20 protein-coding genes and 1 riboswitch are annotated in these 25,066 nt (G+C 71.0%); of the genes, 19 read left to right on the top strand and 1 reads right to left on the bottom strand.

Annotated elements, in window-relative coordinates; genetic code table 11:
- The first annotated feature begins 68 nt into the window (after positions 1–68).
- From KIT14_01045 to KIT14_01015, 7 genes are all read left to right on the top strand, one after another.
- On the top strand, positions 69–1,583 hold the full coding sequence (locus tag KIT14_01045; GenBank protein MCW5889115.1) for an aldehyde dehydrogenase family protein: 1,515 nt from the start codon (positions 69–71) through the stop codon (positions 1,581–1,583).
- A gap of 6 nt (positions 1,584–1,589) precedes the next feature.
- The gene (locus KIT14_01040) at positions 1,590–3,164 is read left to right on the top strand and encodes an FAD-dependent oxidoreductase (protein ID MCW5889114.1); all 1,575 of its coding nucleotides are present in this window, start codon (positions 1,590–1,592) and stop codon (positions 3,162–3,164) included.
- A gap of 48 nt (positions 3,165–3,212) precedes the next feature.
- Positions 3,213–3,617 carry a hypothetical protein gene (locus tag KIT14_01035; GenBank protein MCW5889113.1) on the top strand — a complete coding sequence of 135 codons (405 nt, stop codon included), beginning with the start codon at positions 3,213–3,215 and terminating at the stop codon, positions 3,615–3,617.
- 74 nt (positions 3,618–3,691) lie between these two features.
- Positions 3,692–4,360 (top strand): MgtC/SapB family protein, encoded by a 669-nt coding sequence (locus tag KIT14_01030; GenBank protein MCW5889112.1) that lies wholly within the window; start codon positions 3,692–3,694, stop codon positions 4,358–4,360.
- 42 nt (positions 4,361–4,402) lie between these two features.
- Positions 4,403–4,515, top strand: a riboswitch (TPP riboswitch).
- A 34-nt stretch (positions 4,516–4,549) separates the two neighbouring features.
- Positions 4,550–6,130 carry a phosphomethylpyrimidine synthase ThiC gene (thiC, locus tag KIT14_01025; GenBank protein MCW5889111.1) on the top strand — a complete coding sequence of 527 codons (1,581 nt, stop codon included), beginning with the start codon at positions 4,550–4,552 and terminating at the stop codon, positions 6,128–6,130.
- 203 nt (positions 6,131–6,333) lie between these two features.
- Positions 6,334–7,896 carry a DUF3300 domain-containing protein gene (locus KIT14_01020; protein ID MCW5889110.1) on the top strand — a complete coding sequence of 521 codons (1,563 nt, stop codon included), beginning with the start codon at positions 6,334–6,336 and terminating at the stop codon, positions 7,894–7,896.
- A gap of 34 nt (positions 7,897–7,930) precedes the next feature.
- Positions 7,931–8,215 carry a hypothetical protein gene (locus KIT14_01015; GenBank protein MCW5889109.1) on the top strand — a complete coding sequence of 95 codons (285 nt, stop codon included), beginning with the start codon at positions 7,931–7,933 and terminating at the stop codon, positions 8,213–8,215.
- A gap of 9 nt (positions 8,216–8,224) precedes the next feature.
- Here the strand turns inward: KIT14_01015 and KIT14_01010 are convergent, their stop codons facing one another.
- Positions 8,225–10,588 (bottom strand): hypothetical protein, encoded by a 2,364-nt coding sequence (locus KIT14_01010; GenBank protein ID MCW5889108.1) that lies wholly within the window; start codon positions 10,586–10,588, stop codon positions 8,225–8,227.
- Positions 10,589–10,911: 323 nt separating this feature from the next.
- Between KIT14_01010 and KIT14_01005 the strand changes: the two genes are divergently transcribed.
- The 12 genes from KIT14_01005 to KIT14_00950 all read left to right on the top strand — a co-directional run bounded on the left by KIT14_01005 (position 10,912) and on the right by KIT14_00950 (position 25,065).
- A complete protein-coding gene (locus KIT14_01005; GenBank protein MCW5889107.1) occupies positions 10,912–11,337 on the top strand; it encodes a hypothetical protein in 426 nt (141 codons plus the stop codon).
- Positions 11,338–11,461: 124 nt separating this feature from the next.
- Complete coding sequence (locus KIT14_01000) at positions 11,462–11,911, top strand: CBS domain-containing protein (protein MCW5889106.1); 450 nt, start codon at positions 11,462–11,464, stop codon at positions 11,909–11,911.
- 113 nt (positions 11,912–12,024) lie between these two features.
- Positions 12,025–14,691, top strand: coding sequence for an aconitate hydratase AcnA (gene acnA / locus KIT14_00995; protein MCW5889105.1), 2,667 nt, complete (start codon positions 12,025–12,027; stop codon positions 14,689–14,691).
- Complete coding sequence (gene hisN, locus KIT14_00990; protein MCW5889104.1) at positions 14,688–15,461, top strand: histidinol-phosphatase; 774 nt, start codon at positions 14,688–14,690, stop codon at positions 15,459–15,461. The genes acnA and hisN overlap by 4 nt, the downstream gene beginning before the upstream one ends.
- A gap of 415 nt (positions 15,462–15,876) precedes the next feature.
- The gene (locus tag KIT14_00985) at positions 15,877–16,683 is read left to right on the top strand and encodes a hypothetical protein (GenBank protein MCW5889103.1); all 807 of its coding nucleotides are present in this window, start codon (positions 15,877–15,879) and stop codon (positions 16,681–16,683) included.
- Between the two features lie 175 nt (positions 16,684–16,858).
- The gene (locus KIT14_00980) at positions 16,859–19,510 is read left to right on the top strand and encodes a tetratricopeptide repeat protein (protein MCW5889102.1); all 2,652 of its coding nucleotides are present in this window, start codon (positions 16,859–16,861) and stop codon (positions 19,508–19,510) included.
- Positions 19,511–19,513: 3 nt separating this feature from the next.
- A complete protein-coding gene (locus tag KIT14_00975; GenBank protein ID MCW5889101.1) occupies positions 19,514–20,398 on the top strand; it encodes a ChbG/HpnK family deacetylase in 885 nt (294 codons plus the stop codon).
- Positions 20,391–21,473 (top strand): GNAT family N-acetyltransferase, encoded by a 1,083-nt coding sequence (locus KIT14_00970; protein MCW5889100.1) that lies wholly within the window; start codon positions 20,391–20,393, stop codon positions 21,471–21,473. Before KIT14_00975 ends, KIT14_00970 begins: the two co-directional genes overlap by 8 nt.
- A complete protein-coding gene (locus tag KIT14_00965) occupies positions 21,451–22,176 on the top strand; it encodes a glycosyltransferase (GenBank protein ID MCW5889099.1) in 726 nt (241 codons plus the stop codon). The genes KIT14_00970 and KIT14_00965 overlap by 23 nt, the downstream gene beginning before the upstream one ends.
- The gene (locus KIT14_00960; protein ID MCW5889098.1) at positions 22,173–22,586 is read left to right on the top strand and encodes a hypothetical protein; all 414 of its coding nucleotides are present in this window, start codon (positions 22,173–22,175) and stop codon (positions 22,584–22,586) included. The genes KIT14_00965 and KIT14_00960 overlap by 4 nt, the downstream gene beginning before the upstream one ends.
- Positions 22,583–24,184 carry a hypothetical protein gene (locus KIT14_00955; protein MCW5889097.1) on the top strand — a complete coding sequence of 534 codons (1,602 nt, stop codon included), beginning with the start codon at positions 22,583–22,585 and terminating at the stop codon, positions 24,182–24,184. The genes KIT14_00960 and KIT14_00955 overlap by 4 nt, the downstream gene beginning before the upstream one ends.
- Positions 24,181–25,065: an NAD-dependent epimerase/dehydratase family protein gene (locus KIT14_00950; GenBank protein ID MCW5889096.1), complete on the top strand. Its 885-nt coding sequence runs from the start codon at positions 24,181–24,183 to the stop codon at positions 25,063–25,065. Before KIT14_00955 ends, KIT14_00950 begins: the two co-directional genes overlap by 4 nt.
- Position 25,066: the final 1 nt, after the last annotated feature.

Genomic DNA, 25,066 nt, shown 5'->3' with positions numbered 1-25,066 from the left:
CGCTGACGCGGCGGCGCCGAGGGGCGCCGCTTCCCAGCCGACCCGAACCCGCGCTAAGGAACCTCCCCATGACGACCACCGCCCAGCCGCTCGGCGACGCGTCCGACGTCCGTCGCTATCAGCTCTTCATCAACGGCAAGTTCGTCGACGCCCAGTCGGGCAAGACGTTCGAGACGATCTACCCGCACGATCGCTCGGTGCAGGCCGTGGTCGCCGAGGGCGACAAGGCCGACATCGACGCCGCCGTCACCGCGGCGCGCGCGTGCTTCGACGAGACGTGGTCGACGATGCTGCCGCAGGAGCGGGCGAAGCATCTCCACCGCATGGCCGACCTCATCGAGGAGCGCGCCTTCGACCTGGCGCGGCTCGAGTCGCTCGACGTCGGCATGCCGTCGTTCCTGGCGACCGGCATGATCATGCAGGCGGCCGAGGTGTTCCGGTACTGGGCCGGCTGGGCGACGAAGATCCACGGCTTCACCAGCCCGTCGATGCAGCCGGGCGAGTTCCTCGGCTACACCCAGCGCGAGCCGCTCGGGGTCGTCGGCGGTATCACGCCGTGGAACGGACCGTTCATCATGGCGGCGTGGAAGACGGCGCCGGCGCTGGCCTGCGGCAACACCGTCGTGCTGAAGCCCGCCGAGCACACGCCGATGACGGCGATGGAGCTGGCGCGCATCGCCGCCGACGCGGGGCTGCCCGCCGGCGCGCTCAACGTCGTCCCGGGCTTCGGCCCCACGGCCGGCGCCGCGCTCGCGCAGCACACCGGCATCGAGAAGATCGCCTTCACCGGCGAGCACGTGACCGGCCGTCTGGTCGTGCAGGCGTCGGTCACCAATCTCAAGACCGTGACGCTCGAGCTCGGCGGCAAGTCGCCGCACATCATCTTCGACGACGTCGACCTCGACACCGCCGTCGCCAACGCGATGTTCGGCCTCTTCATGAACACCGGGCAGATCTGCTCGGCCGGCACGCGGCTCCTGGTGCAGCAGTCGATGTACGACCGCTTCGTCGAGAAGCTGGTGGAGCGCGCGAAGGGCATCGTCGTCGGCGATCCGCTCGACTTCGCCACCCGCATGGGCCCGCTGGTCTCCGAGGAGCAGCTCATGAAGGTGAAGCGCTATGCCGAGATCGGCCAGCGCGAGGGCGCCAAGCTCGAGTGCGGCGGCGGCCAGCCGAAGGACCCGGCACTGGCGAAGGGCTTCTACTTCGAGCCGACGATCTTCAGCGGCGTGAACAACGAGATGCAGATCGCGCAGGAGGAGATCTTCGGGCCGGTGGGGGTCGTGATCCCGTTCAGCGACGAGGACGACGCCGTCCGCATCGGCAACGACGTCATCTACGGCCTCGCCGCGGGCGTGCAGACGCGCGACATCAAGCGCGCGCACCGCATCGCGAAGAAGCTCCAGGCGGGCACGGTCTGGATCAACACCTGGCACAAGATCGAGAGCAACTCGCCGTTCGGCGGCTACAAGCTCTCGGGCTACGGCCGCGAGAACGGGCCGACGATGATCGAGCATCTGACCCGCCTGAAGCAGGTCTGGGTGGACTTGAACGAGTTCACCATGGACCTCTTCGCGATGTAGCCCGTCGTGCCGAAGACCACGCTCGCCCACCTCCTGGCGCGACTCGTCGCCGAGGAGGAGGCGGCTGCGGGCCTGCCGTCCCTGCCGCTGCTGTCGCGGCGGCAGGTGCTGCGGGGCGCGGCGGCCACGCTCGCGCTCGGCGCCGTCGCTCGTCCGCGGCGCAGCATGGCGCAGACACCCCCGCGTACCGCCGTCGTCGGGGCCGGGCTCGGCGGCCTCTGCACCGCGGCGGCGCTCAACGAGGCGCTGCTGCCGCTCACCGTGTACGAAGCGTCCGACCGCATCGGCGGTCGCACGCGCACCGACACCGACTCCTTCACCGGTGGTCAGTTCAGCGAGCACTGCGGCGAGTACATCGATTGGGTGCACATCCAGATCCGGACGCTGATCCGCAACTTCGGCCTCAAGGTGGCGCGGTCGCGGCGCGACCAGCCCGCCGGGGCGAAGCCGATCTTCATGCTCGACGGCACGCCCTACCTGGCGAAGCAGGCGCGGCGCGACATCAAGGCCGTGATGAAGGCCGCGCGCGCGGATCGGCGCGCGGCGAAGGCGACGACGACGTACGACGAGTACACCGACGCCGGTCAGGCGCTCGACCAGATCAGCGTCTGGGATTGGATCGACACGCGCGTCCCCGGCGGGCACGGGTCGCCCATGGGGCGGCTGCTCGACGTCGTCTTCACCAGCGAGCTCGGGCTCGACACGCGGGAGCAGAGCGCGCTCAACGCGGTCTACTTCCTCGTCAACCGGCCGAACCCCAACGGCATCGGCTATCTCGGCCGGCCGGACGAGCGCTTCGTCTGCGCCGGCGGCGTGCAGCGACTGGTCGAGGCGCTCGCCGGCGCGCTGCCCGACGGCAGCGTCGAGCTGAACGCGCGGCTCACGGCCATCACGCGGTTGGACGACGGCACCTATCGCCTCTCGTTCGACGGCCGCGACGCCGTCGTCGTCGATCGCGTCGCGCTGACGCTGCCGTTCTCGGTCCTGCGCACGATCGACTTCGGCGCGGCGGGCTTCGACGAGCGCAAGACCGCCGCCATCAACGAGCTGGGCTACGGCACGGGCACCAAGCTGACGCTCCAGTTCACGTCGCGCCCCTGGCGCAAGAAAGGCCCATGGGGCAGCCCCAACGTGGCGCGCATCCTCAGCGACGCCGGCTTCCAGAGCACCTGGGAGGAGACGCGGGGGCAAAAGGGCAGCGAGGGCATCCTCGCGTGCGTGAGCGGCGGCTCGGCCGGCGCTGCGCTCGGCGACACGTCGCCGGCGGGCGTGCGGGCCGCCGCCGAGGCGTTCCTCGCCCGGCTCGAGACGGTGCTCCCCGGCGTTGCAGCGACGTGGAACGGCCGCGCCACGCTGTCGGCGCCGGCCGAGGATCCCCTCCAGCGCGGCTCGGTGTCCTGCCACCGCGTCGGACAGTACGTGAAGTTTCGCGGCGTCGAGGCGGAGCGCTCGGGCAACTGCCATTTCGCCGGCGAGCACACCTCGCTCGACTACCGGGGCACGATGGAGGGCGCCGCCGTCGAAGGCGTCCGCTGCGGGCTCGAGATCATCGGCGACTTCGCCGGCAAGACCGGCACCTGACGCGCGCCGTCGTTGCGCGGAGCGATGCGGAGTGGAATCGTGGCGGTCATGCGGCCGCTGCGCGTCCTCGCTCTGGCCGCGTCGTTCGTGCTCGCCTCGGCCCCGGCGCCCGCCGTCGACTTCGTCCGGCCCGGCAATGCGCCGGCCGTGGTCCCGGTGCCGCAGCAGCCGTCGCCGTTCGTGCAGCCGGCGCCGTCCTGGTGCTGGCTGAGCGTCCGCCTGTTCGACACCCTGCGCCACGGCCCGTTCGACTACTGCCGGCGCAAGCTGCGCTACACCCCCGGCAAGCTCGAGTGCTACACGTTCACGGACCAGGTGTGCTCGGTGCTGCTGCCCTCGGGCGAGTGGACGGAGACCCGGAACGTGGTGCAGCGCCAGCCGATCCCGTGTCCTCGCGGCCCCGAGCCGCCCGTCTGCCGTCGGCTCGACCTGATGGGGGTCGGTCCGCCGTAGCGTTCGGGTCGGACTTCGGCGCGGGGTGCTCGGCGGGTATCGCCAGCCGCGCCGCGTTGCGCCAGACTCACCGCGTGATCGCGGAGGAGCAGATCATCCTCCGGCTCGCCGTCGCGGCATCGCTCGGGGCGCTCGTCGGCGCCGACCGCGAGCGGCGCGAGCGGGCTGCCGGCCTGCGGACCCATGCGCTGGTCGGTGTCGGCGCTTGCTTGTTCATGCTGGTGTCGTCGTTCGGCTTCGGCGACGTCGTCGGTGAGAACGGCGTCACGCTCGATCCGTCGCGCGTCGCGGCCCAGGTCGTGAGCGGTATCGGCTTCCTCGGCGCGGGCGCGATCATCGTCCGCCGTGACAGCGTGCGCGGTCTCACCACCGCGGCGAGCGTGTGGGTCTCCGCCGCCGTCGGACTGGCGATCGGCGGCGGCCTCTTCATCGCCGGGGGGGCGACCACCGCGCTCACGCTGCTGGTCCTGGCGGCGCTCAAGCCCATCGAGCGCTGGTTCTTCAAGCGACCACTGATGCTGGCGGTCGTCGTCGGTCCGGACATGCCATCGGTCGCGACGCTGCGCGCCGCCGCGGAGGACACGGGGCTCGCGGTCGAGCAGGTCGACGTCCGCCCGGGCCGCGGGGGGCACACGCAGGTGCGGATGAGCCTCGGCCAGCGTACTCCGGAGCGTGACACGGCGGTCGTCGATCGGCTCCGCGCGCTGCCCGGGGTGCGCCGTGTGAAGCTGCGCTCTTCGTGACGCCGGCGGCCCTTGACCCCTCCTCGTGCCCGGACCAATGTCGGCTCCTGCTGGGGGAGTCGTCCGGAGACGACTGAGAGGGCAGGAAGCGGTCCTGCCGACCCCTCGAACCTGACCCGGGTCATGCCGGCGGAGGGAAGCGCGATGACACAGCTCGAATCGGCCCGTGCGGGTACCGTCACCCCCGAGATGCGCCGGGTGGCGCAGCGCGAGGGCGTCTCGCCGGAGACGATCCGCGACGAGGTCGCCCGCGGGCGGCTCGTCATCCCGGCCAACGTCCACCACCTCGCGGGCTCGGCGGGCGCGACGCCCGCAGGAGCGGCGCACGGCTACCCGGACGCCGCCGTCGGGCACCCGGGCGCGCGCGACGAGGCGCGGCTGTGGGTGAACCAGACGGTGGCGCAGCGCCTGGCCGTCATCCAGGACCCCGACGTGCTGCGCGGGGAGCGCGCTCCGAAGCGGCTCGACCCCACCGGCATCGGGCGCATGATCACCACCAAGATCAACGCCAACATCGGCGCCTCGCCGGTCTCCTCGAGCACCGACGCCGAAGTCGAGAAGCTGCGCTGGGCGCAGCAGTACGGCGCCGACACCCTGATGGACCTCTCGACCGGCGGCGACCTCGGCGCCACCCGGCAGGCGATCCTCGACCATGCGACGATCCCGATCGGCACGGTGCCGATCTACTCGATGATCGTCGGCCGCCGCATCGAGGACCTCACCTACGACGTCATCCTCGCCGAGATCGAGCGCCAGGCGCGCCAGGGCGTCGACTACTTCACGATCCACGCCGGCGTGCTGCGCGAGCATCTCTCGCTGGTCGGCCCGCGCGTCTGCGGCATCGTCTCGCGGGGCGGCTCGCTGCTCGCGAAGTGGATGATCCACCACGGCCGGCAGAACCCCATGTTCGAGCTGTTCGACGAGATCAGCGCGATCATGCGCGAGTACGACGTCACCTACTCGCTCGGCGACGGGCTGCGTCCCGGCTGCCTCGCCGACGCCAGCGACGCCGCGCAGCTCGCGGAGCTGCGCACGCTCGGCGAGCTCGTCCACCGCGCCCGCGACAAGGGCGTGCAGGTGATGGTCGAGGGTCCGGGGCACGTGCCGCTCGACCAGATCGGCTGGAACATGCGCCTCCAGCAGGAGCTGTGCGACGACGCCCCGTTCTACATCCTGGGGCCGCTCGTGACCGACGCCTTCCCGGGCTACGACCACATGACGAGCGCGATCGGCGCCACCGAAGGCGCCCGCCACGGCGCCGCCATGCTCTGCTACGTGACGCCGAAGGAGCACGTCGGCCTGCCGAAGGCCGAAGACGTCAAGGCGGGCTGCATCGCCTACAAGATCGCGGCGCACGCGGGCGACGTCGCGCGCGGGGTCACCGGCGCGCGCCAGTGGGACGACGACATGTCGCGTGCCCGTGCGGCGCTCAACTGGCCGAAGCAGTTCGAGCTCGCCTTCGACGGCGAGACGGCCCGTGCCCTGCACGACGAGGATCTCGAGGTCGACACCGACTTCTGCGCCATGTGCGGCCACGACTGGTGCAGCATGCGCATCTCGAAGGAGATCGTGGCCTTCGCGAGCGGCAAGGACAGGGCCTTCCAGCCCGAGAAGCGAGCCGCCCGCAGCCCGGGCGTCACCGCGGCCGGCCGCGCGATGCTGGCGAAGCGGGCCGAGGTGCTGCCGGTCGTCGGCGGCAAGCACGCCTGCCACTCCGACCACGTGCCGGAGCCGGAGCGCGCCCGGTCGGTGCAGGACGCGACGCGCTGACCCTGCCGAGCTCGGCCTGATGCGGCGGCGGCCGGGCGCCCGCTCGGGCGCCTGGCCCGGCGGATGCGCCGCTTCGCCGCGGTGTCAGGAAGGATGCCGGGCATCAAGGTGTCTATCGCTCGCGGGCGGCGCCCGCTATGTCGATCGCAGCGAGACCGCCGCGAGCGTGACCTTCGCGCGGCTTCCCTGTTTGGGAGAGTGCGATGACGGACTATCGGCTCCGATCCCCGGCCTGGATGCGTGCCACCGCGCGTGCCGTCCTGCTGACGTTCAGCACGGCGTCGCTGGTCGCGTGCGGCGGCGGCGCGAGCGAGCCTCCCGCGACCGACGCCACGCACGCCCAGGCGGCGCCCCAGGAAACGGCGACGACGCTTCCGGCGGCTCCCGAGCCCCCGCCTCCGCCGGCGGCTGCGGCGCCGCCTCCCACGCTGCCTGCGCAGCCGCCGCAGACGCTCGGCAAGGACGAGCTGCGCGAGCTCGTCGCGCCGGTGGCGCTCTACCCCGACGTCGTGCTCGCGTCCCTGCTCCCGGCGACCACGTTCCCGGATCAGGTGCACGACGCGGCCCAGTACGTCGGGCAGGCGGCGCAGGTCGACGCCATCCCGCAGGATCGCGGCTGGGACGGCAGCGTCACGGCCCTGCTCCAGTTCCCGGACGTCGTGCGCTGGCTCGACGCGAACCCGGCGTGGACCGACGAGATGGGGCAGGCCGTCACCTTCCAGCAGGCGGACGTCCTGCAGGCGATCCAGGACTATCGGCACCAGGTCGCGAACGCGGGCAACCTGAAGACGAACCAGTACCAGAAGGTCCGTACGGTCGCCGATCGCGACATCGTCATCGAGCCGGCGCGGCCGGACGTCGTGTACGTGCCGTCGTACGATCCGGTCGCGGCGGTGCAGCCGCAGCCGGTCATCGTGCAGGAGAGCAGCCCGGGCATCAATCCGTGGATCGCCTTCGGCGGCGGCGCCCTCGTCGGTGCGCTCGGCGCGTGGGCGCTCTACTCGATCTTCGACGACGACAACGTCCGCGTCACCAACAACTACTACGGCGGCCGCCGCATCCGCGGCTACGACAACTACTACTACAACCGGGGCCGGCGCCCGCCGGGCGCGGCATGGAACCCGCGGCCGCGTCCGTGGCGTCGCGCCAACGACGATTGGCGCCGGACGCAGCGTCTCCGCTACGCGTCGGCGCAGCCGAATCGGCGTGCCCGCGCGCTGCGGCCTCCGCTCCAGGCGACGACGGCGCAGGCGCCGACGCCGGCCCAGGTCCGCAAGCAGCAGCGCCAGGAAGCCCAGCAGCTCCAGCGCCAGCAGAAGCAGGTCCAGCAGCAGCAGCGCCAGGAGCAGAAGCAGGCGCAGCAGACGCAGAAGCAGCAACGGCAGGCGCAGCAGCGCGAGCAGCGCCAGCAGAAGCAGGCGGCCCAGCAGCAGCGCCAGCAGCAGCAGCGTCAGCAGAAACAGGCGGCGCAGCAGCAGCGCCAGCAGCAGCAACGCGATCAGCGCCAGCAGAAGCAGGCGGCTCAGCAGCAGCGCCAGGCCCAGCAGCGCGAGCAACGCCAGCAGAAGCAGGCGGCGCAGCAGCAACGCCAGCAAGCGCAGCGCGAGCAACGCCAGCAGCAACAGCAGCAGCGCCAGGCGCAGCGCACGCAGCAACAGCAGCAGCGCCAGGAGAACCGCCAGCAGCGGCAGGAGCAGCGGCAGGAGAAGAAGGGCGGCGGCGGTGGCGGCGGCAACAAGAACAACAAGAAGAAGAGCAACGACTGATCGGCGCGACCCCGTCGTGCCCGGAGGACCGTCCATGGCCGCCCGCGCCTTCGTTCCGGGTGCCGTCGCGCTGGCGACGGCACTCGCCACGCTGCCGCTCGCCGGCTGCGCGACGCAGGAGCCGCAGCCCGTCTACTATCCCCCGCCCCCGCCGCCGCGCGCGCTCACGATCACCGCGCAGCGCAAGCAGAGCCAGCAGCAGCAGGACCGCGACAAGGCCGACTGTCAGGAGATGGCGAGCGGGCAGGCGACGTCGAGCGACACCTGGGCGCAGATCTTCACGGCCTGCATGGGCGGCCGCGGCTACATGGTGCGCTGAGCGGGCTGCTCAGCCGCCGGGGCAGACGATCGACTGGCGCAGGACGTTCACCCGTTCCTGCACCGGGCGCAGGCCGGCGGCGAGCACGTCGATGCGCAGCGGCGACACGCCGGCCCTGGGCGCGCGCTTACGCAGCTGGGCCTCTGCCGTGCGCAGGAGACGACGGGACTGGGCGAGGCGACGGCGGGTCGGCGCGCGCTTGCCGAGCGCGCATGAGCCCTGGGCGCCGACCAGCGCCGCCCGCGCCTTGTCGAGGCGGCTCGCGACGGGCGACGCGGCGGTGCCGAGGTCGGCCGCCGAGGCGACGACCGTCCGTTGCTCGTCGAGCCGGCAGATGACCGCGGCGACGGTCGGCGCGTCGGTGCACCCCTGTGCGAGACAGGCGGGGTGGCCGAAGCAGTCGAGGTCGTCGCAATCGACGTAGCCGTCGCCGTCGTTGTCGATGCGGTCGCCGCAGACCTCGGGGATGGTCGTCGTCGTGGTCGGCGGGCCGGGGAGCGTCGTGGTCGTCGTCGTGGTCGGGCCGACGGTGGTCGTGGGGCGCTTCGTCGTGGTCGTCGTGCTCCCCGGCGGCCTGGTGGTCGAGGTGGTGACGACGGTGGTCGTGGTGGTCGACGCGGCCGCGTTGGTGCAGGCCGACAGCTCGGACGTGCTGCCGTTCGGCGCCGTCGCCGTCGCCGTGAGCACCTGGCCCGGCGGCACGGGCTCGGCGAGCGGGACCACGAAGGTCGCTACGCCGCCCGCGTTCGTGGTCGTCTGCACCGAGCCGAACGGCTGCGTGGCCTCGCCGTGGCCCGACGGGTCGCACGCAGGGTTCAGGTAGACGTCGATGGTGAAGGTCGTGTTCGGCGTGCTCGACAGCGTCCCGCCGGCGGTCGTTGCGCCGATCGGAACCACCGCGTTGAGGACGGGGAAGTTCTGCAGGTCGTTCGGGCCGGTGTCGGCGTCGCCGTCGTCGTTGGGGTTGACCACCTGGAGCGGTGCGAGGTCGATCGCGAGGCCGGTGTTCGAGTAGATGCGGTTGCTGCGGATCGTGTTGCCGGTTCCGCTGTCGACCGCGACGCCGATCTGCCCGTTGTGCGCGATCAGGTTGCCGGCGACGACGTTGTTGCTGCCCTGGATGCTGACGCCGTTGAGGACGTTGCCGCCGATCGAGGTGCCGTTCGGGCGCAGGCCGATCTGATTGCCTTCGATGCGCTGGTTGCTGGCGTTGCCGGTGAGGAAGATGCCGGAGGCGCTGTGCCCGACGATGACGTTGCCCGCGCCGGGCTCGAGACCGCCGATCCGCGTCGGGCTGAACGCGAGGCTCACGCGGATGCCGGTGCCGTTGCCGGTGACGATGCCGGTGTCGAGCGCGTTGGGGCCGATCCAGTTGCCGAAGATGCGGTTCGCCTGCCCGCCCACGCTGTTGATGACGAGGTTGATCTCGTTGCCGGAGATGACGTTGCGCTCGGCGGCGGTCGTGCCGCCGATCAGGTTGTTCACCGCCTGGTCGATGACGATGCCGGCGCCGTTCAGACGGCGCTGGACGCCGCTGGCGTCGGTGCCGATGAAGTTGCCGAGGACGGTGTTCTCCTGCGTCGTCGGGCCGACGATCTCGATGCCGACGCCGGTGTTCGTGCCCGCCCAGTTCTGCGAGACGACGTTGCGCCCGGCCGCGTTGGTGCTGCCGATGCGCGTGCGCCGCGCGCCCCCCGCGAGGACGATGCCGCGCGAGGTGTTGCCGATCGCCGTGAGCCCGTTGGCCGCGAGGCCGACGTAGTTGCCCTCGACGACGTTGTCGGCCGCCGTCGTGCCGGTGACGCGCAGACCGACCTGGTTGCCCGCGATCACGTTGCGGGCGGTCGTCGAGGCGCCGCCGATGCGGTTCTGGCCGGACCGGTCGACGAGGATGCCGGTCGGCATGGCCGGCGACGCGCCGGTCAGGCGTCCGGCGTCGGTGCCGATGAAGCACCCCTCGATCGTGCTGCCGCCGCCGGGCGTCTGGAGCACGAGCCCGGCCTGGCTGAAGCGGTTCACGATCAGGCCGCGCAGCGTGCTGCCGCCGCCGGTGACCACGAGCCCGTTCGCCACCGCGCCGGCGCCGGTGATCTCGACGAGGCGGGAGGTGGGCTGGGTCGTGCCGTCGATGACCACCGGGGCGGTGATCTCGGGGAGCGGCGTCGAGAGCGTGATCGTCGGGACGGCGTCGCCCGGGAGCGCGAAGGCGATGCTATCGGGGCCCGGGTTCGTCGTCTCGTCGTTCGCCGCCGTGATCGCAGCCCGCAGCGAGCCCTCGCCGGCGTCGTCGGCCACGGTGACGGTGAAGGTCGCGGCATCGCCGCGCGCGGCGAGCAGCAGCAGGGCCAGTAGTGGAATGAGGAGACGAAGCACGGAAGCGGGATCGAGGCTCGTGTGCCGAGCGCGCCGGGACGCTATCGACGGTCGCGGCGCACCGTCAAGGCAGGGCCTCGACGGCGCACTTGCCCATGCGGCTGCGGGGCGCACCCGGAAAGTAGGAGCAACCGCCGTGCCCGCGCGTCGCTGCGTGTGCGGTCCGACGCGCGATGGTCCGACTCGCATGCTCGACGCGATCGGGCATCGATGCACGGCGCCTCCGCCGCGCGGGCAGATGCGCAACCATCTGCGCGCCGCCGTGTTCCCGGGGGCGCACCACCGGCGTACGGTGGACCGCAGCCACCAGAGGAGAAGCACCGATGTCCCACCGTACGAGCCCTGCCGCCGTCGCCATCGCCGTCCTCGTGGCGCTCGCCGCCGGCGGCTGCGCCGCCCGCCGTCCGGTCCTCTACCAGGACGCCGCCGTCAACGCCGATCTCGCCCGTGCCGACGCGCAGGTGGGCGAGTGCGAGTCCCTGGCCTCGACCCACGAGGAGCCGAATCCTGCGCCGCAGGTGGCACAGGAGACGCTGATGGGTGCCGTGATCGGCACGGTCGGTGGGGTCGTCGGCGGGGCCGTGTGGGGCAACCCGGGCGTCGGGGCCGCGGCAGGCGCGGCCGGCGGCGCCGCAGCGTCGCTCTTCAACGCGGTCGTCTTCCGGCCGCTGGAGCCGAGCCCGATCTATCGCAGCGCGGTCGAGACCTGCCTCGCCGACCACGGCTATCGCGTCGTCGGCTGGCGCTGACGCCGCCGCGCCTGCCTGCCACGGTGCGGCATCTGCGGCCTGCATTTGGGGCTTGGCCGATCGGTGTGACCGGGACTATGACGGGTCATCTCGGGTCTTCCCCAGGACAAGCGAGGTGGTCGCCATGAAGATGGTAGAGACGATCGCGACGTTGCTCGGGAGCAAGTCCGCTGAGGTGTGGGCCATCGCTCCCGACGCGTCGGTGTACGAGGCCGTCGCGGAGATGGCGCGCAAGGGCGTGGGTGCGCTCCTCGTGATGGAGGACGGCGGGCCGGTCGGCATGCTCTCCGAGCGCGACTACGCCCGCAAGGTGGTGCTGAAGGGGCGCTCGTCGCGCGAGACGCGCGTGCGCGACATCATGAGCAGCCCCGTGATCTCGGTCGCGTCCGACTACACGGTCGACGAGTGCATGTCGCTCATGACCGCGCACCGGATCCGGCATCTTCCCGTGGTCCAGGACGACGAGGTGATCGGAATCGTCTCCATCGGCGATCTGGTGAAGTGGACGATCTCCCTCCAGGAGGAGACGATCCAGCACCTCGAGAACTACATCACGGGAAAGTATCCGGGCTGACGCGGCGCCGGTCGCGGCGGCGCTCGACGCGGCGGCGTCGAGCGCCCGCCGCGCGTCGTCGCAGGGGCGTGCATCGGCTTGGACGGGGGCCGGCGGCGTACTAAACCTCGCCCATGGCCACCCCGGACAGCTTCAAGACCCGCAGCAGCCTCGAGGTCCACGGCAAGACGCTCGCGTATCACCGCCTCGAGGCCCTGGGCGCGCGGGCCGCGCGCCTTCCCGTCTCCCTGCGCATCCTGCTCGAGAACCTCCTGCGGCGGGAGGACGGGCGCTCGGTCACGAAGGAGCACGTCGAGGCCGTACTGGGGTGGGACCCCAAGGCCGATCCGAGCCGCGAGATCCCGTTCATGCCGGCGCGGGTGATCCTCCAGGACTTCACCGGCGTCCCCTGTGTCGCCGACCTGGCCGCGATGCGCGACGCGATGGCGCGCATGGGCGGCGATCCCGCGAAGATCAACCCGCTCCAACCCGTCGACCTCGTCATCGACCACTCCGTGCAGGTCGACGCCTTCGGCACGCCGGCGGCGTTCCAGGAGAACGTCGCGATCGAGTACGAGCGCAACCGCGAGCGCTACCTCTTCCTGCGCTGGGGCCAGGGCGCCTTCTCGAACTTCCGCGTGGTCCCGCCGGGGACGGGCATCGTCCACCAGGTGAACCTCGAGTACCTGGCGCCCGTGGTGGTCGACCGCGACGGCATGGCCTTCCCCGACACCGTGCTCGGCACCGATTCGCACACGACCATGATCAACGGGCTCGGCGTCGTCGGCTGGGGGGTCGGCGGCATCGAGGCCGAGGCGGCGATGCTGGGCCAGCCCACCGTCATGCTCGTGCCGCAGGTGATCGGCTTCAAGCTCACCGGCACGCTCGCGCCCGGCGCGACCGCGACCGACGCCGTCCTCACCGTCACGCAGATGCTGCGCAAGAAGGGCGTGGTCGGGAAGTTCGTCGAGTTCTACGGCACCGGCCTCGCCGGCCTCTCGCTCGCCGATCGCGCGACCATCGCCAACATGGCGCCGGAGTACGGCGCAACCATCGGCTTCTTCCCGGTCGACGACGAGACGCTCGCCTACCTGCGCCTCTCCGCACGCCCGGTCGAGCAGATCGCGCTGGTCGAGGCCTACTACGAGGCGCAGGGCCTCTTCCGCACCGCGAGCACGCCCGACCCCGAGTTCACCGACACGCTGACGCTCGACCTCGGCACCGTCGAGCCCAGCATGGCCGGCCCGAAGCGCCCGCAGGACCGCGTGCCCCTCAAGACCAGCAAGGCGGCGTGGAAGACGGCGCTCGACGACTACCTGAAGGGCAAGCCGGCCGACGCTGCGCAGCCGGTATCCATGAACGGCCAGAGCGGCGAGCTGAAGCACGGCTCGGTCGTCATCGCGGCGATCACGAGCTGCACGAACACGTCGAACCCGTCGGTGATGCTCGGCGCCGGGCTGGTCGCGAAGAAGGCGGTGGCGCGCGGGCTGCGCGTGAAGCCGTGGGTGAAGACGAGCCTCGCCCCGGGCTCGAAGGTCGTCACGCGCTACCTCGACGATGCCGGCGTGACCAAGGACCTCGAGACGCTCGGCTTCAACCTCGTCGGCTACGGCTGCACGACGTGCATCGGCAACTCGGGCCCGCTGCCCGAGCCGGTGGCGAAGGCCGTCGAGGGCGGCGACCTGGTCGTCGCCGCGGTGCTGTCGGGCAACCGCAACTTCGAGGGGCGCGTGAACCCGCTGACGCGCGCCAACTACCTCGCCTCGCCGCCGCTCGTCGTCGCCTACGCGATCGCCGGCACGATGGACTTCGATCCCGCCACCGACCCGATCGGCACCGATCCGCAGGGCAAGCCCGTCATGTTCGCCGACGTCTGGCCGACACCCGACGAGGTGAAGACGGCGCTCGGCGCCGTCTCGGCCGAGCGCTTCCGCGAGGAGTACGCGCGCGTCTTCGAAGGCGACGAGCACTGGCGGAGGCTGCCGGTGCCGACGGGCGACCGCTACGCCTGGGACGAGGCCAGCACGTACATCAAGTCGCCGTCGTTCTGCGCCGAGATCACGCGCGAGGCGTCCCCGGTCACCGACGTTGCGGGCGCGCGCGTCCTGGCGCTGCTCGGCGACTCGATCACGACCGACCACATCTCCCCCGCCGGCTCGATCAAGGCGGACAGCCCCGCCGGCCGCTACCTCGTCGGCCTCGGCGTGCAGCCGAAGGACTTCAACTCGTACGGCGCGCGGCGCGGCAACCACGAGGTGATGGTGCGCGGCACGTTCGCGAACATCCGCATCCGGAACCAGCTCGTCCCAGGCGTCGAGGGCGGCGTCACGACGCACATGCCGTCGGGCGAGCGCATGGCGATCTACGACGCGGCCGTGCGCTACCAGCAGGACGGCGTGCCGCTCATCGTCATCGCCGGCAAGGAGTACGGCACGGGCTCGTCGCGCGACTGGGCCGCGAAGGGCACGCTGCTCCTCGGCGTGAAGGCGGTCCTCGCCGAGAGCTACGAGCGCATCCACCGCTCGAACCTCGTCGGCATGGGCGTCATGCCGCTCGAGTTCCTGCCGGGCGAGAGCGCGGCGTCGCACGGGCTGACGGGCCGGGAGACGTTCGACGTCGCCGGCCTGGCCAGCGATTTGAAGCCCAAGAAGAAGGTGACCGTCACCGCGACGGCGGAAGGCGGCACGACGAAGACGTTCCAGGCGATCGCGCGCGTCGATACGCCGGACGACGTCGAGTACTACCGGCAGGGCGGCCTCATGCCGTATGTGCTGCGCGGGCTGCTCGGGGCGTCGCGGTGAGCGATCCGGCGCTGAGAGGCCTCCTCGCCACCGCGCAGGAGGCGGCCTTCGTGGGCGGGCGGCGCACGCTCGCCTACTTCCGCACCGGCACCATGGGCGCGGAGACGAAGGCGGACCGGACGGAGGTCACACGCGCCGACCGCGAAGCCGAGCAGCTGATCCGCGACGTCATCGCGCGCCGCTTCCCGAAGCACACCGTGCTCGGCGAAGAGCAGGGCGAGACGGCGGGCACGGAGCCGTGGCGGTGGATCGTCGACCCGCTCGACGGCACCCGCACGTTCGTCCGCGGCGTGCCGCTCTACGGCACGCTCGTCGCCGTCGAGCGCGAGGGCGTGCCGGTGGTCGGCGTCTGCTACCTGCCGGCGCTCGACGAGATGATCGCCGCCGCGCAAGGCCTCGGCTGCACCTGGAACGGCCGCCCGTGCCGCGTGTCCGACGTCGACCGCCTCGACCGCGCGCTCCTCTGCCTTACCGACGAGGCCACCGCCCGCGCCCGCTCCGACGCCTTCGCGCGCCTCGCGGCCGAGGTCGGCATGCGCCGCACGTGGGCGGACTGCTACGCCTACGTGCTGGTCGCCACCGGCCGCGCCGAGATCGCCCTCGACCCGCTGATGAACGTCTGGGACTGCGCCGCGCTGCTGCCCATCGTGGAAGAAGCGGGCGGTCGGTTCACCGACTGGAAGGGCACCCGCACGATCCGCGGCAACGAGGCGGTGGCGACCAACGGCCGGCTGCACGACGCGGTGGTGGCGCACCTCGCGGGCGGCTGAGCGGGTGGTTCGACGGCGCGCGGCGGGGCCGAGGCGCGCAGCCTCGCGTATCACCGCCTGGTTCGCCGGCGCTCTCGATCCGCGAGAGCGTTGGCAGCTGTGGCGTTCCGCGGGGGCGGGCACGTGACCCGCGAGTAGCTCGATCATCTGATCCGGGTCGCGGCGGACCTAGCGCAGGACGACGCGATCGTCGTCATCGGAAGCCAGGCGCTCCTCGGACAGTTCCCGGAGGTGCCGATCGCTCGGCCACCGCTTCGCGGGCATGTCGTTCCGCCGCGCTCCGTCGCCTCGCGACCGCGGAGCCGGACTCGGCTGGACACCCTTCGATTCGCACGGAGATCTGCTGCTCGTATCGACCCGCCACCGGCGTCGCGGTGGCTTTGATTTTCGGCCGACTCGTGCAAGGTGCCTCGCCATGCGCTCACCCTTCCTCGTCTTTGGCGCCCTGCTGCTCGCGGTCGGGACCGCCGCGGCCGGCACCATCAGCATCAGCATCGTCCCGACCGCGACGCTCGAGGGCGACGATCTCACGGTCAAGCTGCGGGTGAACAACTCCGGGGACGAGGCCGCGCTGTCGGTGACGCCGAAGCTCGTGTTCCGCGACGCCGAGGTGCGCGGCAAGGGGACGCCCCGCCTCGAGCCCGGCACGGACTTCGAGGAGACGCTCAGCATCCCGGCCGGGCAGCTCACCGACGGCCGCTGGCCGTACAAGGTCGCCGTCGACTACACCGACCTGAACCAGTACCCGTTCCAGGCGCTCCAGGTGCAGAGCCTCGTCATCGGCAACCCGCCGCCGGCGAAGGTCGCGGTGGCGCGCCTCGAATCGGACGGCATCGCCGGCTCGGGATCGGTCCGCGTGCAGCTGAAGAACCTGACCGCCGACGAGCGCAAGACGACGGTGAGCATGCTGCTGCCCGAGGGACTCGAGACCGGATCGCCCCGGCAGGAGATCACGCTCGACGGTTGGGAGGAGCGCGCAGTCGACGTGCCGGTGACGAACCGCACGGCGCTGCCAGGCAGCCGCTATCCGGTCTTCATCGCGGTGGAGTACGAAGACGGCAACGTGCATCAGGGGCTCGTCTCGCAGGGCGTGGTCGCGATCGAGGTCGGGGAGACCTTTCTCGATCGACATCGCTCGAAGTTGCCGTGGATCGCCGGCGGCTTCGTGCTCCTATGGTTGATCCTGGTGACGGCCCGGGCGATGCGCCGGCAGCCCGCCTAGCGAGGCTGCGGCGCGCGTACGGCGCCGCACAAACCGGGTTTTCCTTTCTGGGCGTCTCGTGTCAGGCTGAGCGGCCGATGGCCGTCATCCTGCTCCGTGCCCCCGGGACGATCACGGCAGTGTCCGCACGCCGCGGCGTCGCGCGCCGGGCTCGCGATCGGGTGTCTCGCCGCTGATGCCCGGCACGCGAGCGTTCCGCTGGTTGCGGAACCTGATCGATCTCGCCGCGGTCGCGACCGCTGTTGGTTTCATCGCGGGCTACTTCCCCGCGGACATCATGTTCGCGGACACGCTCACGAACGGCGGGGACATGGCGTCGCACTATCCGGCCGCCGAGTTCCTGCGCGACGTGCTCCTGCCGCGTGGCGAGATGGTGGGCTGGTACCCCGGCAACTACTGCGGCTTCCCCCTGTTCCAATTCTATTTCCCGCTGCCGTTCGTGATCATCGCCCTCCTCGGCGACGTCATCCCGCTGCCGATCGCCTTCAAGCTCGGCACCGTGCTCGGCACGTTTCTCCTGCCGATCTGCACCTATCTCAGCCTGCGCTGCATGCGTACGCCGTTTCCCGGTCCGGCTCTCGGGACGCTCGGCACCCTGTGCTTCCTCTTCATGGAAGCGAACAGCATGTGGGGCGGCAACATCCCTTCCACCCTGGCCGGCGAGTTCGCGCTCTCGCTCGGCCTGGCCCTCACGATCCTCTTCTTCGGCACGCTGCGCCGCACGATGGACACCGGCCGCGGCGTCCTCGCCAATGGCGTCCTCGTCGGCCTGATCGGCCTCTCCCACGGCTACACGTTGCTCTGGGCGGGGTTCGGCTCGTTGGCAGAGCTCGTGGCCGCACGCGGATGGTGGCGCCGTTTCGGCATTCTCACCGTGGTGCACGGACTTGCGATCCTTCTGATCGCGTTCTGGCTGGTTCCGCTGATTGGGTACTCGCCGTGGACGACCGCCTACAACCACAGCTGGCCTATTCGCGGATGGCGCGAGGTCTTCCCCCCGATCCTGTGGCCCGCCGTCATCGCCGCGGTCGCGACAGGGCTCATCGAGGCGGTCGTCGCGGCGGTGAAGCGGCGTCCATATCCGCGTGACCTCGCGACGCTGTGGGCGGTGATGACCGTCGCTGCGCTGTTCTGGTTCCTCGCCTTCTCGTTTCACGTCGTCGACATCCGCTTCGTGCCGTTCGTGCAACTCGGCCTCTGCATCACGGCGGGCGCAGGCCTCGGTCATCTACTCGGTCGGTTGCCAGCCGCGGAGATATGGCCGGTGGTCGGAGCGTGCGCCGTCGTGGCCTACGTGCAGAAGCAGGTCACGTTCATCCCCTCGTGGATCCGTTGGAACTACTCCGGCTTCGAGCGCAAGGCGACATGGCCGGTGCTCAAGGGCATCGGCGAGGCGCTGCGCGGAACGTACAAGGACCCACGCGTCGTCTACGAGCATTCGCCGGACAACGAGCAGCTAGGGACGGTGCGCGCCTTCGAGAGCCTGCCGATGTTCGCGGGTCGCTCGACGCTGGAAGGCCTCTACATGCAGGGGTCGCCGACGGCGCCGTTCGTTTTCTACATCCAGTCGGAGATCGGCAAGGCGCATTCGTGCCCCTTTCCGAACTGGGGGTGCTCGCGCTTCGATCTCGACCGCGGGCTCGAGCACCTTCGCATGCTGAACGTCTCCGACTTCATCGTGCGCAGTTCCGATACGAAGGCCGCCGCGGCGAAGAACGTCGGTCTTGAGAAGGTGCGGTCGGTCGGCAACTACGATCTCTACCGCATCAGGGGGAACGATCCGCGCTACGCGGTGCCGCTCACTCAGAAGCCGCAGCTGATGCAGGTGCCGGACTGGAAGCTGACGTCGTACCAGTGGTTCAAGACCGCGGGGCCGAACGACGTCGTGCCGGTCTTCGCGAACGAGGTAACGCGGCAGGAGCGCGAGCTCTTCTCGGCGACCTCCGACGGCCTGCCCGAGTCCTTCGTGAGTGTACCGCTGCCGGATCCGCCGGCGCTCACCGAGGAGATGACGACGGACCGCATCACGGTTCGCGGCGCAAAGCCGGGGCACCCGGTGCTGATTCGCATCTCGTACCACCCGCGCTGGCAGTCGGCGACCGGCGAGCGGGTCTGGCTTGCGGGGCCGAGCTTCATGCTCGTGTTTCCGAAGGGCGAGGAGTTCGAGCTCGTGTTCGGAGCTGGGCCGCCAGTGATCATCGGGCGGGCGATGACCCTGCTCGGCTTGCTCGCTCTGGTCGGCGCGCTGCTGCCGCCGGGACGTCGCTTCGGGCGCCGCGTCGCCTCGGCGGCGCGACGCCGGCGCGCGCTGCCGCCGCTCCAGCCAGTCGATGCCATGCTCCGCGCCGCCGACGCCTGGTCGCCCGGGCGCCGGCGCGCCGCGGTCGCCGTCGGGTTGGTCGTTGTCGGTGTCGGTGTCGGTGTGTTCAGCGTCGCTGCCCGTTCGGTGCCGGCGGAGCAGGTTTATCGCGACGCACAGAACCTCTACAACGCGGGCAAGCTCCGCGAGTCCGTACCCGGCTTTCAGGAGGTGCAGCGCCTGGCGCCGTTGTCGATGACTGCGATCCACGCGCGGTACTTCGAGGCAATCGTCTACTACCGCGAGCAGGACTGGAAGAAGGCCGAGGAGCTGTTCGCGAACATCGTGCGGCAGTTTCCCGACGGCGTGAACGCCCCCGAGGCGCAGTACCACATCGGACTCTGCCGCCGAAGCCTCGGCGACGTCGCCGGCGCCATTGCGGCTTTCGAAGCGACGCGGCGACGCTATTCCGACAGTGTCTGGGCCCGACACGCCGGAGAGCGGCTCGCCGAGATACAAAAGGATTGACCGGTGCGCGTCGTGTTCCACGCCGACGATTTCGGGTTGTCGCGCGGGGTGAACGCGGGCATCGCGGAGGCGTGTGTGCGCGGTGTCCTGCGCAGCACGTCGCTCATGGTCACCGCCGATGCTGCGGAGGACGCCGTAGCGATCGCCCGCGCTACGCCCGGTCTCGACGTGGGGTTGCATCTCACCCTGGTCGAGGAGCGTCCGGCTGCACCAGCGGCGCGCATCCCGACGCTTCTGCGCGACGGGCGGCTGCTGCCGTCGCATGCCGCCGTCGCGTTACGTTGGATCACGGGACACTGGCGCGCTGCCGAGGCGCGCGAGGAGTTGGCTGCGCAGTGGGCACGCGCCGACGCGCTCGGTATCGTGCCGTCGCACGTCGACGGGCACCAGCACCTGCATCTACTCCCCGACGTGCTCCCGTCGGTGGTGGCCGAGGCGCGGCGGCGCGGTATCCGTTTCGTGCGCGCCGACTTGTATGAGCCCTCCGACCGCGGCGCGGGTCTGGTCCGGGTCGCGTCCTATGCTGCGTTGCGTGGCATCGCGTGGCGCGCTCGCCGGGCGGCGGGGACGACGGGCCTCCATCCATTCTGGACGGTCGGGTTTCTGCGTGCCGGCGGCGCGCTCGACAGGGACGGGCTGCTCACGCTGCTCGACCGAGTGCGGGCGCGGGCGGCGCCGGACGTCGTCGAGGTGATGTTGCACCCCGGCCAGCGCGACGCGGACACCGTTCGCCGTTACGGCCATTGGCGCTACGCCTGGGAGCGTGATCTCGATCTGCTCCTCGACCCGCGTTTGCCCGAGGCGCTCGTCGCCCGCGGCATCGCGGTGACGTCGTTCGGCGCACTCGCCGCGCAGGCGCCGTCCGCCGCCGAGGGCGCGCATGGCTGAACGCCCATGGCGAAGTCGTCCGGGCGGTCAGGCCGACGCGGGCGCGATCCTGGCCCTGCGCCGGGAGGTGTTCGGCGACGTCGATGCGCACAAGCTGCGCCCCGACGTGTGGCGCTGGCAGTTCCAGGACAATCCCGCGGGGGCGGGCTGGATCCGACTCGCCGACCACGAGGGCTACGTCTGCGGGCAGTATGCGGCCATCCCCACGCGTTTCCGCGTCCGCGGGACGGAGCGCACCTTCGCGCTCTCGTGCGACACGATGACCCATCCACGCTACCAGAAGCAGGGCATCTTCGTGCAGCTCGCGCGCGACCTCTACGATGACGTCGCGCGCGAGCACGGCGTCGACGTCGTGTGGGGTTTCCCGAACGACAGCTCGCGCCCCGGCTTCGTCGGCAAGCTCGACTGGTTCGACGTCCATACGTTCCCGATCTACGTGAAGCCGATCGAGAGCCGCCACGTCCTGCGGCGCTACCTCCCGAGCGACGGCCTGGCGCGTGTCCTCGGTGCGGTCGGCGATGCCGTCTACCGCACGGTCGCCCCGAAGCCGCGGCCGCCGCGCCGGGCGACGATCCGCCGCCTCACCGGATTCGACGACCGCTTCCAGGCGCTCTGGGAGCGCCATCGCGACATCGCTCCGGTCGCCCAGGTGCGCGATCCTGCGTACCTCCACTGGCGCTACATCGCGATGCCGCTATTCGAGTACGAGCCATACGAGGTGGTCGTCGATGGGCGCCTCGAGGGTTTGCTCGTGCTGCGGACGCTCACTCTCTTCGACCTGCCGTTCACCGCGCTGGTCGATCTGTTCCCGCTACCGCTCGTCGATCCGGAGGTGACACGCGAGGTGTTGGGCTTTGCGCAGCAGCGCGCAGTAGAGCGCCGGAGCGCGTTTCTCACGGCACTCGTGAGCCCGGCGCATGCGCAGTACTTGACGCGCTTCGGGTTTCTCCGCATCCCCGACTCGCTGAACCCCCGGCGCTGGTACCTGGGTGCCCGTTGCCGCCCTGACGACACTTCACTGCTCCGGGACATCGGGAGCTGGCACATCACGTATGGCGACGCCGACATCGTCTGATGCAAGGAAGCCGTTCACCATCGGGATCCCCGTCTACAACGAGGAGGCCATCCTGGTGGCGAACACGGAGCGCCTGATCGCGTTCCTCGACGGCCTCGGCCGGCCGTACGAGATACTGATCGGCTCCAACGGCTCGACCGACTCGACCACGGCGCTGGGTTTCGATCTCAGCCGCCGCTTCGCCCACGTGGAGTTCTTCCACGGGCCGCAGCGCGGGGTCGGCTTCGCATTCCGCGAGTTCGTGCGCCGCGCGCGGCACCCGTATCTCGTCTCGGTCGACATGGACCTCTCGATCGATCTCGACTTCATCCCTCGCGCGCTCGACCTGCTCGAGACCCACGATATCGTCGTGGGTTCGAAGCGACTCGGGAAACAGAAGCGGACGTTCGTGCGAAAGCTCGCGTCGGATACCTTCCTGGCCATCGCACGCGTGCTGCTCGGCATGAACTACGACGACTACTCGATCGCTGCGAAGGCCTACCGCGTAGAGACCGTGGGCAAGTTTCGCGAGCGCATCAACGAGGGCTCCTCGTACGTGATCGAGATATGCTACCTGACGAAGCGCGCCGGCGGGAAGATCGTGCAGATCCCCGTCGAGTGTGAGGACTGGCGGAAGTCGAAGTTCAACCTGTTCCACGAGGCCGTCTACAAGTACAGCCATCTCTTCGGCCTGTGGGCACGGAGCCTGGGCTCGCGCTCGTGAGCACCGCGGACGAGGCGACGCTCGCCCGCGAGGGCTCGCTACTCGGCCGCTATCTGGTGGGACGCGAGCCGTCGCCGGCACTGGTCGCGCGCTATGTCGATGCGGCGCGCACCCTCTTCGCGCCCGTGTCCGACGAACCCGTCGTCGCATGGATGCGTCGGCACCCGTGGAGTCTGCCGTTCCTCGACGCGGCCGCCGCGCTGCGCGCGCCGACGGGGCTGCTGCGCGGCAAGGTGCTCATTATGGCGGCGATCCTTGAGACCTCGCCGGAGCACGCCGACGAGTTCCTGCCCGCGGTCGTCTCGCCCGTGCGGCTCGTGTGGCAGCTTGCGCTCTCGGGCACGTCGGCGGTGCTGCAGGCGCTGATCGGGCTGCCGCTGTGGGCGATCGCGGCGCGGGGGCGCGTGTGACCGACGTCCTCGTCGTCGGCTCGGGGCCGGGCGGCGTCAACGCGTCCGCCGCGCTCCTCGCGGCCGGACGGCACGTGACCATGCTCGACTTCGGCAACCGCGACACCCACTACGCGCCGCTCGTGCCCGACGCGCCCTTCACGACGACGCGGCGGACCGACCCGAACCAGCACCGCTACTTTCTCGGCGACCGCTTCGAGGGCGTGCCCTTCGGCCCGGTGCGGGTCGGCGCACAGCTGACGCCGCCGCGCATGTACATCACCGCCAACGCGTCCGACTGGATGCCGTTCGACGCCCCGGGCTTCGCGGTGTCGATGAGCCTCGCGCGCGGCGGTCTCGGCGCCGGATGGAGCGCGGGTGTCTTCCCGTTCTCGGACGACGAGCTGCGCGACATGGGCATCGGGCTGCGCGACATGCAGCCGCACTACGACGCCGTGGCCGAGCGGATCGGCGTCTGCGGCGACGACGACGATCTCGCGCGCTTCTTCCCCAAGAGCCCGTCCATCATGCCCCCGCTCGACATCGACGGCGGCGGCGAGGTGCTGCTCGCGAAGTACCAGCGGCGACGCGCCGAGCTGAACGCCAAGGGCTTCTTCCTGGGACGCCCTCGCGTCGCGGCGTGCACGCGCCCCCACCGCGGCCGAGGGCCGTACGGCTACCAGGACATGGACTACTGGGCCGACCTGGGCCGTGCGATCTACCGCCCACAGTGGACCCTCGCGGAGCTGCTGGAGACACCCGGCTTCACCTATCTCGACCGTCGCTTCGTCGAGCGCTTCGAGGAGACGCCCGACGGCGTCCGCGTCCGGACGACGCACGCCGACACCCGGGCGGCGGAGTCGCACGACGCGCGCGCTCTCGTGCTCGCCGCGGGCACCATCGGCACCGCACGCCTCGTGCTCCGCTCGCTCGACCTCTACGACCGCTCGATTCCGATGCTCTGCAACGCGTACGCCTACGTCCCGACGCTGAACCTCGGGCTCATCGGCCGCTCGGCGCGCGACGCGCGCTACAGCCTCGGGCAGCTGACGGCCGTCGTCGAGCGGCGCGGCGCGGGCCGCGGCGGGATCCTCCAGGCACAGGTCTTCTCGTACCGCTCGTTGCTCACCTTCAAGCTCATGAAGGAGACGCCGCTCGCGTACCGCGAGGCGCGGCGCCTGCTGCGCGTGCTGATGCCCGTGTTCACGATCCTCGGTATCCATCACGAGGAGCGGCCGGCGCCCGGCAAAACGTGCGCGTTGCGGCGTGACGGCGCGTCCGATCGGCTCGACGTCGTCTACCGCCCCTCCGCCGAGGAGGAGGCGATCCAGCGCGACGACGAGCGCACGCTGCTCCGCTTCTTCCGCGGCTTCGGCTGCATCCCGCTGAAGACGATCCGCCCCGGCCACGGCGCGAGCCTGCACTATGCCGGGACGTTCCCCATGACCCCGGAGGAGCGTCCGCTCACCTGCACGCCCGAAGGGCTCCTGCGCGGCACGCGCGCGGTGTATCTGGCGGACGGTTCGATCTTCCCCTGGCTTCCCCCGAAGGGGCTCACGTTCAACATCATGGCCAACGCGGATCGCGTCGGCACCCGCCTGGGAGAGCGTCTCCGATGAGCACACGCGTCGCGGTCGTCACCGGAGCGAACGGGTTCGTGGGCAGCGTGCTCTGCCGCCACCTCGCGGCGGACGGCTGGGAGGTCCGGGCGCTGGTCCGCGACCCGGCCACCGTCGCGGGACGCGCCGACGTCGCGCGCGGCGGGCGTGCCGAGCTGCCGGACGTCCTCGACGAGACGCTGCTCGACGGCGCGTCGGCGATCGTCCATTGCGCTTACGCCACGAAGGAGACCGATCTCGCGAAGGCGAAGCGCGTGAACGAGGGTGGTACGCGGCGCCTGCGCGAAGCCGCGCGCCGGGCGGGCGTTGCGCGCTTCGTCTTCGTGTCGACGATCGCCGCGACGCCCGATGCGCCGAACTACTATGCGCGCAGCAAAGCGGAGCTGGAGCGGGTGCTCGATCCGCAACGCGATCTTGTCCTGCGTCCCGGGCTGGTCATCGGCCGAGACGGCCACGGCCTCTTCCGCCTGCTGATGGACCTCATGCAGAAGTTGCACCTCGTGCCGCTGTTCGACGGCGGCCGACAGCCGTTGCAGACGGTACACGTCGACGACGTCGGCGAGGCGCTGGTGCGGGCGTTGCGTCTGGGTGTCACCGGTGCGGTCAACGTCGCCGAGCCCGATCCGCCGACGATCGGCGCATTCCTGCGTAATGCGGCCAAGCGGCTCCGCATCCGCGTCGTCTTCCTGCCCCTGCCGTTCGGCCCGGTGCTGGCGGGCGTGAAGGCGTGCGAAAAGCTCGGGGTGCCCTTCCCGCTGCGCTCCGAGAGTCTGCTCGGCCTGGCTGGCCTACGCCGCGTGCCGGTCGAGGACGACCTGCGCCGCCTCGGGATGCACGCTCGCTCCGCGGACGAGAGTCTGGCTGCCGTGCTCGGCGGGTGAG

This window comes from bacterium (assembly GCA_026129405.1).
Classification (GTDB): Bacteria; Desulfobacterota; Binatia; order DP-6; family DP-6; genus JAHCID01.
The sequence above is the reverse complement of the archived record's forward strand: the minus strand, read 5'-3'. Positions and strand labels throughout refer to the sequence as shown.